We start from the raw sequence: 15,623 nt of genomic DNA on the forward strand, positions 1-15,623 counted from the left end.
TTACTTGTCAAAACCTGACATTATTATTATAGCTTAGTTTACAAAAAAATCACCGTTTTCGTGTAAACGATGATTTTAATATAAAAAAGATTAATTCAGTTTTATCTTTTTATACAACTTTTCATCTAGTTCTTCAACAAATGTTGAAAATGGACGAACAGCTGAAATTGTTAAAGTATATTTCGCTCTAGTCATAGCAACAAAGAATTTTCTACGTTCGGCTGCAAGATGATCTTCTTCATCTATACCCGGAGTTGGACTTTTATACGGTAAAAATCCTTTTTTTAAGTTCGTTACGATTACATGATCAAATTCCAAGCCTTTAGCTGAATAATACGAAACGAGTTTGACTCCCGGTGTTAACATATCTGTTTCATCTTCTTTTACCATTATCCAAGGTATACCCGCTTCATCAAGGGCTTCACTAAATTTCTCGAGTCGTTTACTTGATTGTCCAATTACACCGATTGTGTCATCTGGAAAATTGTTTTGATAACGTTCAACTAGAGTTACTACAGTGTTTACTTCCTTGTCTAAGCTATCAGACTCAACTAGAATAGGAATTTGACCTGACGCACCCGGCAAAACTGTTTCCGTATAGTTCTCATCTTTTAGAAGGGTTTCATCATGTTTTTGAAAATCTTTAGCAAGCCTGATTATTTCTTGAGTTGATCGAAATGTTTCATTTAAAAACTTGCTTCGACCTTTCGTTACATCTATTCCAATATCTTTCCACGAAAAATTCCGGTGGTATATTTGCTGCCCCTTGTCTGCACCAATTGTAAGACTTTTCTTCGCAAGTTTAGAGATAGCTTTCAATTGCATAATGGTAAGATCTTGCGCCTCGTCGACTAGGATATGGTCTGGTTTTTTGTCATCAGGTATTTCCCCAGCGTATCGATCCAATAACAAAGCAACATCATCAAAATCAATACTTCTATATTGAGGAGAAGATAACATTTCATTATATTTCTCTAAAACATCATAAATGGTCTTCCTGTGCTCTTTTGAAACTTTTATTTGGTTCCCTCTTCCGCTTCGAAGAATATTCATATAGTCATCTCTACTTTTTATGCCATTCCCTTTTATCCAAGAAATTTCGCTCATTAAAAATTTAATTAATTGACGAGCTTGATTCTTTTCACTACTCATTTTTGGAAAGCTTGCATCAACATATCTTTTTCGTACAGTGTAAAAAGCATACTTCATCACTTCAAGATGTTTATCACCAATAAGTCTCGCGTTTTTCACACCCAATTCTTTTAGCAAGTGTATGCCCCATTGATGGAACGTACTTGCTTCTACAGGTTGGTCTCCACTTTTTAATGATAGCTGTCGAATATATGTTGTAAGTGATTTATTATATGCTAAAAACAGAACAGTTCCGCTATTCTTCATCTGAAGAAAGCGTGCTCGTTCAAGTAATACAGTTGATTTACCGGAGCCAGGTATTCCTCGAATCAATAGATCTCCTTCAGGAACGAAAGATACACATTTTTCTTGGCCTTTTGTTAAATTAATTTTCTGTTGTTCCAACAAAAACCCACTCCAATGTTAAAAATCGTCATTTTCAAATAATGCCATCAATCTCTCTTTTTGTTTTCTTTCTTCATCTTCTTGTGTTTCTTTTACGTTGTTTACTACATGGACAAGTTTGTCATCAGTAGAATTATTTTGTTCATCATCATGTTTCCTTGCAAAGTAATCAAGAAGTTCTACATCTTTTCCTTGTCCTTTACATTCTCCAAAGAAATCGGGTCCATGAATTCCATTTCTACCTAGGATATAAAGGCGATCCTGTGCACGAGTAATCGCCACATATAACAATCTACGTTCTTCATCGGTATTTGGCCTTGAACCATGTGGAAAACTTTTATCTCCAAGAAACATGACAAAAACAACTCTAAATTCTAATCCTTTTGCTGAATGAACAGTTCGGATTTGCACACCATCTTCAATTTCAATGGAGTCCTCATCTGAACTAGCATCTATTAGAAAATCGAGTGCTTCGTATCCAAAATTAGCACCAGATTCAATTGCTTCATGTAAGATAGGGATTATTTGCTTTGAATCTACATCACGAATTTCTTTATCTAATAATCCTTGCTCAATGGAAGCAATTATATTTAAAAGCTCATCATCATAATGATATTGACAGAGTTCCTCAGTGGCTTCATATAGTTTCTGTTTTTCATCTTGGTTACGCTCTTTTATCCCTACTGGGATATTTAATTGCTCTAATGCCTTTTTCACTTCTGTTCCTTGAGGTGAGAATTCACTATCTTTTCTAACTAGTATTGTAATTTCAGAATAAGCAATATTTTCTTCAAGTACAAGTTTTTGAATCTCTTCAGCTATATAAGTGGCAGCAGTACTAATTCTAGGGGTATGAATAAGTCTTACTTTATTATTTGTAAGTTGATATCCTTCAACCTCTTCAGCAACAGTCATAGCGGGTGTTAATACCTTTTTATAAGTCGAATTACCTAATGACACAATTCTGTTTGCAACCGCTAAGATGTTTCCACTTGATCGATAGTTTTCAGTTAAATGTATTGGCTCAAGAACAGATATACCTTTCTCTTGAATTCGCTCTTGAAAATCAAGGATGTTTGAAACATCTGAACCATTGAATGAATAAATAGTCTGTTCATTATCACCAACAACATTTATAAATATATTTTCTCCAGCTAGTAAAAAAGCCAATGATTCTTGAGCCCTTGAAGTATCTTGATACTCATCAATAAACAAATACTTCAACCCTTGCTTAATTCTTTTAATTGTTTGTTGTTCTGGATGTCTTAATACCAAAATGGCTTCCGAAATTAACCCTGGGTAATCAATTTGGTATGTTCTTTTCAAAAATGTATTATATCTTTTCCATACCTTCTTTATATCGTTGCTTAAGACAGGTATTTTTACCGAGTGTTCTACTTCAATTTGAATGACTTTACCCATTGGTAAATCATTAGGTGAACAAATAGCCTGACCCAAATCAGGATGACCTTGTCGAATTGAGTCAATCGCTTTTGCATATAATATATGCATACTGTCTTTATGGACAATATCTTTAAAGAATGTTTTACTTTTCCGCTCAAAGATGGATAGATTTGAATCAATTATTTTAAATCCAGGCTTTAACCAAGTTTCTCCCAAGCTAGCTGCAATTCGTAAAATTCGAAATGCCAAACCATGAAATGTCAAAGTTTCAATAGGACTTCCAGTACCTGCTTCTTGTCGATATTGTTCTAGTTTATTAATTAAACCCGACCTTGCACTTCTAGAAAAAGATAGTGCAAGCATTTGAGATGCTTCTACATTTCTTTCAATTTGTAAAAACAATATTCTTGCTGCAAGGGTACTCGTTTTACCTGTACCTGCAGCTGCATTAATTAATAAATGACCTTCTGGAGCTGTAACAGCCTTAAATTGATTTGTATTTAGCTGTTGAATGAATGGTAACATACGATTCACCCTTTCCGTTCTAGTTCTATCTACCTATTAAACTATCATAAATTCAATTAAATATCGATAAAAAAAAGGAATTTCCACTAAAATAGCGAAACATCAACATAGATGAAATATGCCAAATTACTGGGTAATACATCATTTTTATCCAATATATAAATAATATAACTTATGATATGTAAAAGGTGGTTATAACTTGGAAAATAAAGAAATGGTTAATGTAAGAAGTGAATTGTTAGAGAGACTTCAATTAGAATTGATAGGTCCTAATGATCCATTTGAAACATTAATTGAACGTCCCTCTCAACGTTATTTGTGTGGAATACTTTGGCCTGTAAGGACACAAATTGATAAATCTGAAGACGACAATTTGGATTCAGGTAATGAAGGAGAAGAAACAGGTAACGAAGAAAACTTAGCCCCCCTTCTCCAAGCAATGAATCCCTCTGCAATTGGGTTATCATTCATTGTGGAAGGTGAACATACTGTTGAAGCTAATATTAGCTGGGGAAAATACAAAGAAGTTCCCGATGTTGGTGGGAGCACAGAAAAGACAAATTGGTCGAGATTAAATAAAAGCCAAGACAATATTACGATAGATGTTACAAAAACGGATGAAAGACAATCAATTCCGTTACAAAATGAGGAGCATGTATTTGTCGAATATCAATCAAGGAGTTTAACCCACAACAAGTTTGCAGTCAGCCTTTTTTTAGTAAATCGAAAGCAAAAACCAAAAAAAGTAGTCGAAGATCTTTATTGTATTTTCCAACCAGTAATTTCTATTAGTGGTGTTTCACAAGGTAGTATGCCGTTTGCTGTACGTAAAATAGATGATGATATTTCAATCTATAAATCCATGGATGATCAATCTGATGATCTACTTTATCGTGATCAACAAGTATTTGCCAATGGTCATGGTGTTGCAGTAGAGTGGGCGGATCTTACTAAGGATGGAAAGCACGCAGGAAAATTAACAACCATTACAATGCCCTTTTATGAAATCCCGAGAGTGATTCCTCCAAAATGGGAGAATGAGGGTAGCCTAGATATGAAAAAGCTAGCAAATGCTAATGATGGAGATGAAATATATTCTTATCTCTCCCCTCTTTGTCGTGAATATAAAAATTGGATTCATGAAGAAGAACGAAAGCTAAAAGACCTTGATCCAACTTTTCACGAAACTGGAAAAAGACATATTGGTAATTGCAAAAAAGCTGTAGCCCGTATGGAAGAAGGATTACAACTAATAAAATCTGAAAAAGATGTGTTTATTGCATTTCGTTTTGCTAACAAAGCAATGTCTCTTCAAATTGAGCATTCTGTTTGGGCAAAGAAAAAGGAAAAAGATTTTTCAAAAGGACCAGATAAAATTGACACACAATGGCGTCCATTTCAAATTGCCTTTGTTCTACAAGGGTTAGCAGGGTTATCTAACCCAGAACATGACGATAGAAATATTACGGATCTACTTTGGTTTCCTACGGGTGGAGGAAAAACAGAAGCATATTTAGGACTAGCTGCCTTTACAATGGCACTAAGAAGAATGAAAAAAGACCAAGGTGGATATCGTGGGGATGCTGGTGTAACGGTACTAATGCGATACACATTACGACTGTTAACAATTCAACAGTTCCAAAGAGCAACTGCATTAATATGTGCTTGTGAAATCCTACGAAAAAATGAACCTGAGTTATTTGGACATGTACCATTTCGGATTGGTTTATGGGTTGGAATCAAAAGTACACCAAATACTTTTGATGAAGCACTTGATGCGGTAAAACAAACAAAAGAATCATATAAGAAAAAGAGCGTAACTTTTAATAAAACAGGCACACCGGTGCAAGTATTAACATGTCCTTGGTGTGGGGCTTCTCTAGTTAATGATGAGAAAAGTTTTAGTCATTCCTATTTCCCCGATCGTAGAAAACGAAGAGTACATATTTATTGTTCCCGCAAAGAATGCGAGTTTGGCAGAAGCCCAAATAGTGAAGGAATTCCTGTTCTTGTTACGGATGAAGAGATTTACAGATTACTTCCTGACCTATTAATCGGTACAGTTGACAAATTTGCCCGTATGCCTTGGGTCGGTGAAATACAAGGTTTATTCGGTAAAATTGCAGGTGAAGTCAAAGGATGGGGCTTCATAGCTCCGGGAGCTGATGAAGATACGGTAAATAATATGAAAAAAGTTACGAATGGAATTGAATACAGTGACACGAGAAAATTATTACCACCTGAGCTTATTATTCAGGATGAGCTTCATCTCATTTCTGGCCCACTCGGTACCATGGTTGGCTTATATGAGACAGCTGTTGATACACTTTCCTCAAGAATAATAAACGGAAAATCAGTTGGTCCTAAAGTCGTAGCATCAACAGCGACAATTCGCCAAGCAAAAGAACAGGTTAAAGGCTTGTTTGCAAGAGATATTTCGATATTCCCAAGTCCTGGACTTTCATCGAATGACTCATTCTTTGCAGTTGAGCAACCACTTGAGTCGGTTCCTGGAAGAGTCTATGCTGGTATATTTGCACCAGGGAAAAGTATGAAGACAGCACTTGTAAGAATTTATTCTGCCCTACTTGCTTCAACTGGAGCAATGGAAGAATTTTCGAAGGAAGATCTCGATCCATATCAAACAGTTGTTGGCTACTATAATAGCTTACGTGAACTGGGTGGAGCAGTCCGACTAGTAGAAGATGACGTTCGTGCGAGAATGGATGTTTTGGAAAAACGTCAAGAAGGTCAAAACTATAAATTTTTAAAGAGAAATTATGAAAATGATGTACCCGAACTAACAAGTAGAATTGACTCAAAGGACATCCCCAAAATTTTAGATGACTTAAATCAACCATTTTATGGAAAGATGATAAACAAACCAGTTGATATTGTCCTTGCTAGTAACATGATTTCAGTTGGTGTTGACGTGGATCGACTAGGCTTAATGGTTGTAACAGGTCAACCAAAAACAACTGCTGAATATATACAATCAACAAGCCGAGTTGGACGTAAATTTCCAGGGCTAGTTATTACCTTGTATAACTGGGCCCGTCCGCGGGATGTTTCTCACTATGAACAATTCCTTGCTTATCACTCAGCCCTTTATCGGTATGTAGAAGCAATTAGTGTAACACCTTTTGCTTCACGGGCACGTGATCGTGGGTTAGCTGCAACGTTTATTTCCATGGTTCGATTAGAAATAGAAGAAATGGCAAAAAAACAAGATGCGGGTAATTTTGAGGAAGATAATAACTTTGTTCAATTAATAAAAAATCGCGTATTGGAGCGGGTAGAAAAAATAGATAATTCTGATCGACGAAATGAAGTATTAAAAGATTTACAAAGCTACTTTGAGATATGGGAAACTGATATTAAAATTGGTTCACTCTATTATAATGGTGGCGGAAAAAAAGCCAGAAACCTAATGTATAGTCTTGGAAATAAAAAATCTGGTTCGTTTGGAGTTCCTAATTCCATGCGTGATGTAGAAACAACATTAGGAATTTATTTACGGAAGGAAGAGTAAGCAATGTCTAATAAAATAGGAGAAATTAGACCTAGTCAATTTATTTCAACGTTTGGTCCTGGTTCAGTTTTAGAGTTGCCGGACTACTCTATTATTATTGCAGGGCTTGATGAATGGGAAACACAACATTGCATGCCTATCCAAGAGCCAAGACTTATACGGAAACTTGGCCTTCGAAAAATTCTCTCTCTTCCCTTTCCAAAGAGAGAAGGTGGATTTGGAGATCAACTTCCGACAATTCCAGCCTTTCGTTTTCCCGTTTTTCATGTATGCCCAGAATGTCGCAAACTCGCACCATATAATTATTTTTCAGTAGAAAATGATGGGGTATATTGTTTTAATAATAAAGGAAAAAATGAGGAACCATGCAGGAAAGTGAAGACCTTTCCTGTCCGTTTCGTAACTGCTTGTGAAAACGGGCATTTAAATGATTTTCCTTGGAATTACTATGTTCATAACGGAACGAATCAAGACTGTAAGGGAGATTTATATTTAGAGGACACCGCACGTACCGGTGCTATCTCAGATTTAGAAGTTCAATGTATGTCATGTAAAAGTACTAGGTCATTACAAGATGCATTTCAAAAAGAAGACAGTAAAAACCCATTAGGAAAATGTTTTGGTAATCGTCCATGGTTAGGAAAACATGCACAAGAGTCTTGTGACCAATCGCCAAGGGTTTTATTGAGAGGCGCATCAAACCTCTATTTTTCAGTAATTGAAAGTGCACTTGCTATTCCACCCTACACAAATCCGTTGCACTCAATTGTGGCCTCGATCTCAGATCGACTCGAAAAAATGGATTCACTTGAAAAGCTACAAATGGGTATGGATATGGGCTTCTTGCCCGAATTAGAAGGGCAAGACCCAGTAAAGGTTTGGGAAGTTCTTCAACTTCAACAAAACTTAGGAACAGGTGAAAGCCAAGATCTCCTTCGACCAGAATGGGAAGCAATCATCCAAGGAAATCAAAATAGTGAGGAACACCATTTTGAAACAGAACGACAGGAAGTACCAAATGATTTCTACTCTTTAATTTCACATTTGATTATGGTTCGAAGGCTTAAGGAGGTTCGAGTACTTCGCTCGTTCACTAGAATAAGCCCTCCACCTGATACAACTGCACTCCTTTCAGGTGAAGGGGATGAAAATGAGAGTATTTCATATGAAGCCCCCTTAAGCAAACAACAACTTAATTGGCGTCCTGGTGTAGAAACACACGGTGAAGGCATTTTCATTGGCCTAAATGAAAACGCACTTCAGCAATGGGAAGATGAAGTGGAAAGCTATGAAGACGAAATGAATAAAAACTACCAAAAATATTGTGATGATCGAAATATTCCAGAGGATGAAAGAGCAGCATTTCCAGGAGCTCGTTACATATTATTACATACTCTATCTCACTCTTTAATGAGACAATTATGTTTAAACTCTGGATATTCTTCATCAGCCCTAAGAGAACGGATCTATTCAAGACGCGGAAACAACCCAGATGATTGTATGGCTGGAATTTTGATATATACAGCAACTCCAGATTCAGAAGGAAGCTTAGGTGGTCTTGTAGAACTTGGTAAGACTGAAAATTTTCATAATGTACTATGGAAAGCACTTGATGAAGCAAGATTGTGTTCAAGCGACCCGCTTTGTGCTGAACATACACCAGAAACAGTTGGAGACTTAAACGGAGCTGCTTGTCATTCATGTATGCTAGCATCAGAAACATCATGTGAACGTTCAAATCGCTTCTTAGATCGTTCACTACTCGTAAAAACAGTTTCGAACCAGAACATTCACTATTTTAAATAAAATGAAGCCCGAAATCACTTATGATTTCGGGCTAAAATATAAAAATTTCTTATGGTGCATATTCTTTTATTTGAGGTTTTCCTAGTTTCTCCAATTGAAAAAGCAATTTATAGTTAAAATCATCAACAATATTGTTTTTATTGTAAATAACAATAATATCAATTTCATCTATCTTTTCAATAATTTCTAATAATCCATCACTTTGTCCAGGGATGTCAATGATACCACCTAATAAATTCCATCCAGATTCTTCAACAAATAATTTCAATTTATTTACTAAATCGTAGATCTCCTCATCACCTTGACCATAAATAACAGCTTGTTTCAAGGTGTTTTCACCCTCTATCATCATTTTCATTTGCATGTAAAAACCTTCGAATTATTTTGTGTTTAATTTTAAGTCATAAATTTTGAAGTTGTAGTTAAAGGAAATTTTTTCTTGTTCTTTTAACTGCAGGACTACCCTTTCTTCCTTAATGATATTCACTTTAATCAAGTTGTCCATTAGAACATCAAATAGATTTTCCAATGTTGATTTTACAAATAATCGTCTCACACCGTAACGTTGCTCAAAATCCTTACGTTCTTCTACATTATCATACATATTAATGAAAAAGATTCGGACAATTTCCCTCACCGTAAATCCTTTTGTTAAACTTTTATTAAAAATTATTCTTATTAAGTTTAGATAGTCTTTTTTATTCTTATTTCCTTCTGATAAAATACTTGCCAGTTTATCAAGAATATCTTCATTAATAAGTAATGTAGATTTACCATCCGTTACGTCAGAAATATTTAAATAGGAAATTCGATTTCCTGATTTTGGTTTCTGATACAAAAAATTTATGAGTCTATCTTCGAGTCCGACTTCATTTTTACTTTCAACCGTATTACTTTCTTCCAAGAAAAGGTTATTCATATCATTACTATATTCTTGGCTAATAATTATCAACGATCGTATCAAGTCAATTTCTTTATAAAACTTGACTTCATTATGAATGAGTTCTCCATCGAACCACAAGTTTTTTATCGAATGAATATATTTATTCACTTGTTGATTTATATAGAATTGAATCGTTTTAAGAAGATTGTTCAGTGTTAAACGGTCAATATCCATTTCTGTTGTAAAACAATTTCCGACAATTATTGGTGAATAGTCTAGCTTTTCTTCCCATTTACTTATGAATTTATTATAACTATCACTTTTTGAACTCATCTTTCTTTCATAAAGTTCAGAAATATCGTTTATTTCCCCCGCCCAAAAATGATTAAGCACATGCTCTTCGATTTGTTTGGTAGTTCCTCGTAGGAAGGAAGCCTTACTATCATATCCTTTTATAGCAAGTAAAATATATTTCATGAGTTGGTATAAATCTTTCTGCGGTTTTAATGCCTCATGAATCGCTTTTTCTAATGCTAAAAAATCAACATTTTCTATAGACATAATCTTCCAAGAAAGTGTCTTTTCAATGGTAAACTCCATTTCGATAGAAAGTTGAAGAAAAGGTGTAAGATCCCATTGGTAACCTGTCAGTTTTAGGTAATAATCTGACTTTGAAATACCCATTGATAGAACTTCTTGTCCTTCTTTTTTATAAATAATCTGACTATAAGGACTCCCCAATAGTTCATTTACCTCATCATAAAGGTTTAAATCAGAAAAAACTCTTTCCAATTGCTCTATCCTCTGACAAATAGTTTGATTAGGATCAATCATTTTCTTTACTTTCGAACTTTGAAAGTTAACACTTGTTGGAACTGTCATCATGTATCACCTTTAACCAGTAGAATTTTTTCTAGACCTCAGTTAATTTATTTTCCGTTTCATGTCCTCCATAAGTGCAAACGTTTGATGTTTACGCTATGAAAATTCAATAGAAGTATTTGTTACTATTTAGTGCAACTCACATTCACAATTTAATCTGTTTAGCACACAAAACCTCTAGATAGGTTTTCATAATAACTTTATATCTCTTTACATCTTTAATCAAAATTTTGATATGGAGGATAATTCTTGAATCAATCTTCACTCTTCCTCTCACGATCATTTACGAAATCTCTAACGTTGTTAAAAAAATTAAGGTTTGGTTCGATAGAAGTATATAATTCCTCGATTACTGATATGTTCCCGTGATTAAAGTTTTCTAGAACAACCTCAGAAATTAAATCCCTTAATTTTGTTTCTTCTTGTGTAATCTCTATCAATGTATGCTCAATTTGCTGAATAAGAGATTCCGTATCGAGGAGCTGAAGTTCTAATATTTCGTCACTTTGGAATTCGATTATTTCTTGTCCGTTTTCTTCTTGAGGTTGGAGACCTTCTGTTGACTGAGTTTTCAATTCTTCAATATCTACTTGTTCCATCCGATCATCTTTTCCTGTTTCGGCCGGTTCTTCCATTTCTAGATTTTCTTCATTTATATAATATCTAGATAGTTTACTTATATTTAATCTCCAGTATCCTTTTTTACCTTCAACTTGCTCAAAGCATGCATTTCTACTCAGGAGATTTGTCACAGTATTTTTAGTCGTTGAACGTTTTTCAGAAATTTTATCCTGTAATAGGGACCAATGCATTCCAGAAGGATGTGTCGCCAAGGTTTCACACATTAAACTAAAAATAGATTTATTAACTGATTTGCTTTCCTCAATTAATCGCCCAATATCTAAATATCTTTGCTGCTCAGTGGCATACCGTTCATCAAAACCTACTTTATGTACTCGTATTAAAAACATGATGTTTTTATCTACTTTGAATCCCAGTTTGTGTCCAGGTTCGATCAAGGAATCGGCAAAATAATCCATGATACCATCACCAAAGAAATAATACTTACCATTTCTAATCTCCCAATTCCATTCATAGCGGTATTCTTCATGTTCAATCATTATTTTTCCGTGAGTATTTTGCCGGAATAAAATAGACTGTTCGATTAGAGTGTTAGGGATTATAAAATACCCTTTAACTCGATCAAAATAGGAAACGGTATGATAGGCATAGAGCATATCCTCATTTTTCTTCTTTTCATTTCGCCATCTATTTAGTACTTGCTCACTCGAAGGGGTAACAGACTGATTTGCATATTCCATTAATTCGCTCACATTTTCTATTGTTGGAGTGGAATTTTTAACAGCATAGTAGACTGTTTCATCGTTTACTATTTTTAAATTGGCCGCTTCTATTCTATAGAGCCATTTGTGTTTATCGATTTGTTTTATTTCAGGTACAACTTCTAATAAGTCTTTAGTAGCCTCACTATAGATCGGGAAAGAAGGTTCATTTTGTGTAACCTTAAATACATGGTTAATTATTTCTGTTGTGTACACTTCCTTCTTACTTTCTTTTAGGAAGTTGATAATCTTATAGCTGAGTCTGCCTACTTCTTCACTTATCTCTACTGGGACTTCAATCTCTTGCTGGTCAATATCGTTTATGTCTTCCGATAATTTAATCTCAATTCTATTTCCAAAAGTGGAAAAACGGTCATCAAATTGGGGTAGAAAAATAACTTTCTCCTTGTCTAGTTTACTTGTTAAGACAACCCTTTCAATTACATACTCCTTTTCAGCATCTATAAGGTCACTCTTTAAGATATAATCATAGACCATATTATTAATAATCACCCATTCAGATAAAATCCAGTAAGGGGTATTTTCAATTTGAGAAAATCGGATATCGGTTAATAACATTTGTCTTAAGTCATCGTCAGCTTCATATACTTTAAGTCTATATTTCATGTCGGAAATTCTTAGTGGGCTTTTTCGGGGATTCATGTATTCATAGATGTGATTAAGTCTTGCATCGATTTTATCCTTTATTCCCCATAGTCCATCTTCAACCTCATAGAAATAAGACTTTGGTGCATTCAATGCCAAGTCAACAATTTCTTGTATGTCATTAGATGAAGAATTAAGATTCATCCAATTCTTTTTTACATATAGCACTATTTCATGATATGGCAGTATATTTTCTGGATTTTGTAATAAAGCTCGTTTTATCAAACTGATATTACTATAACAAATACCTGGTATTTTCTTATTAATTAATTTCATTATCAACCCACCACCTTTATTATATAGTTAATTTCCTTAAATCCATCATAATGCTTGTTCCATATATCAATTTTGTAACGATATGCCTACTAATTTTATTTTTCTTAATAGTCTTATTTTACCAGACAATTGATCGTGAATATATCTTAAATTGTTTTATATCTCGAAAAGATCACGGTATTTAGCAGTCTAAACATTCATGGAAGTGAACCGTACCCTTTTATCCTTATGAATTTACTTAACTAGTGTTCATTGAATCTAATAATATTATTAAAACATGCAATATTCCAAAGGATAAAATGTTCTTATCTAGAAGTTAATTAATATAATTTATTTTGGGGGAATGTCAGATGGCTAAAATATATACAAAAGAGCAAAATCAAGTTTTTGTGGATGTTATGAATGATTACAGAGACCGAATAGATGGATTATCACCAAAAGAAACTCAACGTATAACTAAAGCTTTTGCTAAGGAATTAATAAATACAGTTCCAATACTGTCTGACCGTAGCCAAAATGGCATTGCAGAAAGACTCGTATATTTTGATAACCTTTTGGCGGGTGTTACATTTCCATTTCAATATTATTTAAAAAATAGTCACCATTATTTTGGAAAGCTACCACGAAAAGACGGCGGAAAAGAACCAAACAAATGGAAAACCCAACATGAAGGAAGAAGAGAATAAAAACACTTGTAGAAAAATGTATATAGTCCAATCCAATATATTACCCACCACTTCCAAGCATTTTTCCTACGAATTAAAAACAGCTACAAACATTTTCATCCAATGTTTATAGCTGTTTTATCTTTTAGTATACTAACTCAATTCATATAGAGATACCGGTGGTCGGGGTCAAAATGGCGGTCAGAGTATTGATTTAATAAGGTTTTGTAAATTTATGCGTAAAATTTGCGTAAAATTAATTCTAAATGTAAAAAGGAAGGTGTTTTCTTTCCTACTTAACAATTCATTTTCAAAATATAACTACTGTAATGAACTGTTATACTGATTGTCATAAATGATAGAAAGAAGGCACATATAAACATGCAATATAAAAGAGGAGAAATGGGTACTTTCCCATTGGGAAGTAACGGAGCAGAAAAGTATGAGATTGTATATTTAGGAGAGATTTACAAGTATTTCCCTTTTTCGGGTGACAACAAACTCCTTTATGATGATTATTTATTTATATTTAGTTGCTGGTTGGACACTAGCAAAGAGTCAAATTATTATGGTCACGTTTCAATAGATCTAGTTAGACACGACCGATTATCCTATTTCAATTATCACCTAAGAAAGAAGGCTAATTATCATGTTTTAGAAAAGGATCCGTTAATACTCAATGATTTTTTAGAAATCCACCCTGAAGAAACTGAGCATTACTTTCAAGTTAGTGCTCATCTAAAAAATCAAAATTTAATTAACAGTAAAGAAAAAGTATCAATTAGTAGGGACTTTCGTATACTATTAGTTAAAGAAAATAAAATTAATAGTTTAGACAACCTCCCAAGATTGGAACTTGGACCAGAGTTTCAAGCTATAGTTGATTACGACAGGGCTCTGGAACGGTTAGAGCATTTATATAACTGCTCTTCTACCTTATCTTACCTAACAACAAAAAATAAAGAAAAATCCAAGGAAGTTAATACTACTGAATCAATTACTGCATCACTGAAAAAGGAGATAAAAAAGGCTGAGAATATAAGAAATCAAGCCTATAACGACTATATAGATTATAGAAAAAGTCTTCAATATATACATAAAAGGACAAATTCATAGACAGGCGGAGAATCCCGCCTGTCACTTTTCTTAATCAAATAGATTAAAATTGAACTACTATTGAAATAAATAAAGGGATTCTAATATCTTTTTATCTTATTACTTGATTTACCATCAAACAACCGAATCATTTTCTTTTATAAAAAATTCAACAAAATCCTTTCCAAACTTAGACAACTCAAAATTCTCCTTAGATTTTAGTTTAGGTAACTTTAACTTCGGAAGAGAACGTTTATTTTTAGGATCAGTTGCTTTGTCTAAGTAAGCATACAATTCCTTGAATTTCTCTACAATCTCTTGAAGATCATCGGTAATATTCAAGTTAGTTTTGGTTGTGAGTAAACCCATTCTTTGCAGGTTTCTCCGAACTGATTCGTATTGCTCGTAGCTAATTCCATGCCTTTCCATAATATCTTGAAATGATTCGTTCGAGTCCGTACCAAATACATATCGTGAATTGTACATTAACCTAAGTACCGATATATCAACCATTCTTAATTCTTTTAGGACATCATAATACGTAAGGATAAAGTCATCTGTTACCTTTTCATGATTGGTTATGTTAATAAATCCATTAACCATGTATTGTATCTTGTCTTCTTGCTGTTCATCAATTACGTAATCCATGACAAAATTATACAGTTGGTCAATTTTTTTCTTTTGCTCGAAATCCTTATTTTCCAAATTCTCACGTAGTTTATCAATATTAGAAAATAATTCCTCTGTAAAAGCAGTAATATTTCTTTCAAAACGTACACGCTTATAACCTTGAACTGCTCCTGAAATACCAGGAAGAAGTGAACTTGCAGTGTCAACCAATAGGTCTCCAATTACGCTGGTTATTGATTCTTTTACAATTTCTGCCGCAGTGTCGCTTCCAACACTAAGGACAGTATCAACGGCAAGCCCTTTGCCTGTTTCTTGTATATCCTTTCTTTTTTCATTACTCAAAATTAATCACCTCTCTTGAAAATCTGGTTTTAAAAATC

At 34.0% G+C, this 15,623-nt stretch carries 10 protein-coding genes; 4 read left to right on the forward strand and 6 right to left on the reverse strand.

All coding sequences use genetic code 11. The features are described 5' to 3' along the window. Positions 1-90: 90 nt before the first annotated feature. A complete protein-coding gene (locus tag CKK03_RS16230; RefSeq protein WP_099363580.1) occupies positions 91-1,536 on the reverse strand; it encodes a 3'-5' exonuclease in 1,446 nt (481 codons plus the stop codon). An 18-nt stretch (positions 1,537-1,554) separates the two neighbouring features. Next, the gene (locus CKK03_RS16235) at positions 1,555-3,465 is read right to left on the reverse strand and encodes an ATP-dependent helicase (RefSeq protein WP_099363581.1); all 1,911 of its coding nucleotides are present in this window, start codon (positions 3,463-3,465) and stop codon (positions 1,555-1,557) included. A 199-nt stretch (positions 3,466-3,664) separates the two neighbouring features. Here CKK03_RS16235 and drmA point away from each other — a divergent pair, with 199 nt between their 5' ends. Both drmA and drmB read left to right on the forward strand, forming a co-directional pair. Next, complete coding sequence (gene drmA, locus CKK03_RS16240) at positions 3,665-6,997, forward strand: DISARM system helicase DrmA (RefSeq protein WP_245864156.1); 3,333 nt, start codon at positions 3,665-3,667, stop codon at positions 6,995-6,997. Between the two features lie 3 nt (positions 6,998-7,000). Further along, on the forward strand, positions 7,001-8,803 hold the full coding sequence (drmB, locus tag CKK03_RS16245; RefSeq protein ID WP_099363582.1) for an MrfA Zn-binding domain-containing protein: 1,803 nt from the start codon (positions 7,001-7,003) through the stop codon (positions 8,801-8,803). A 49-nt stretch (positions 8,804-8,852) separates the two neighbouring features. On the opposite strand, the gene CKK03_RS16250 is transcribed toward drmB, so the two are convergent. From CKK03_RS16250 to CKK03_RS16260, 3 genes are all read right to left on the reverse strand, one after another. Continuing rightward, positions 8,853-9,167, reverse strand: a complete 315-nt coding sequence (locus CKK03_RS16250) for a hypothetical protein (RefSeq protein WP_099363583.1) — start codon at positions 9,165-9,167, stop codon at positions 8,853-8,855. Between the two features lie 15 nt (positions 9,168-9,182). Next, on the reverse strand, positions 9,183-10,568 hold the full coding sequence (locus CKK03_RS16255; RefSeq protein ID WP_099363584.1) for a hypothetical protein: 1,386 nt from the start codon (positions 10,566-10,568) through the stop codon (positions 9,183-9,185). Positions 10,569-10,822: 254 nt separating this feature from the next. Continuing rightward, positions 10,823-12,853 (reverse strand): hypothetical protein, encoded by a 2,031-nt coding sequence (locus CKK03_RS16260; RefSeq protein ID WP_099363585.1) that lies wholly within the window; start codon positions 12,851-12,853, stop codon positions 10,823-10,825. A 350-nt stretch (positions 12,854-13,203) separates the two neighbouring features. Here CKK03_RS16260 and CKK03_RS16265 point away from each other — a divergent pair, with 350 nt between their 5' ends. Next, a complete protein-coding gene (locus tag CKK03_RS16265) occupies positions 13,204-13,539 on the forward strand; it encodes a hypothetical protein (protein ID WP_099363586.1) in 336 nt (111 codons plus the stop codon). A gap of 360 nt (positions 13,540-13,899) precedes the next feature. Next, a complete protein-coding gene (locus tag CKK03_RS16270) occupies positions 13,900-14,634 on the forward strand; it encodes a hypothetical protein (protein ID WP_099363587.1) in 735 nt (244 codons plus the stop codon). Between the two features lie 114 nt (positions 14,635-14,748). Here CKK03_RS16270 and CKK03_RS16275 read toward each other — a convergent pair whose 3' ends face one another. Next, a complete protein-coding gene (locus CKK03_RS16275) occupies positions 14,749-15,585 on the reverse strand; it encodes a hypothetical protein (RefSeq protein WP_099363588.1) in 837 nt (278 codons plus the stop codon). Positions 15,586-15,623 lie beyond the last annotated feature (38 nt).

The organism is Fredinandcohnia onubensis (assembly GCF_002734215.1).
Lineage (GTDB): Bacteria > Bacillota > Bacilli > Bacillales > Bacillaceae_L > Ferdinandcohnia > Ferdinandcohnia onubensis.

Coding starts and splice junctions, on each gene's coding strand:
- CKK03_RS16235 (WP_099363581.1), bottom strand. CDS start 3,465: ATGTTACCATTCATTCAACAGCTAAATACAAATCAATTTAAGGCTGTT.
- drmB (WP_099363582.1), top strand. CDS start 7,001: ATGTCTAATAAAATAGGAGAAATTAGACCTAGTCAATTTATTTCAACG.
- CKK03_RS16250 (WP_099363583.1), bottom strand. CDS start 9,167: ATGCAAATGAAAATGATGATAGAGGGTGAAAACACCTTGAAACAAGCT.
- CKK03_RS16255 (WP_099363584.1), bottom strand. CDS start 10,568: ATGACAGTTCCAACAAGTGTTAACTTTCAAAGTTCGAAAGTAAAGAAA.
- CKK03_RS16260 (WP_099363585.1), bottom strand. CDS start 12,853: ATGAAATTAATTAATAAGAAAATACCAGGTATTTGTTATAGTAATATC.
- CKK03_RS16265 (WP_099363586.1), top strand. CDS start 13,204: ATGGCTAAAATATATACAAAAGAGCAAAATCAAGTTTTTGTGGATGTT.
- CKK03_RS16270 (WP_099363587.1), top strand. CDS start 13,900: ATGCAATATAAAAGAGGAGAAATGGGTACTTTCCCATTGGGAAGTAAC.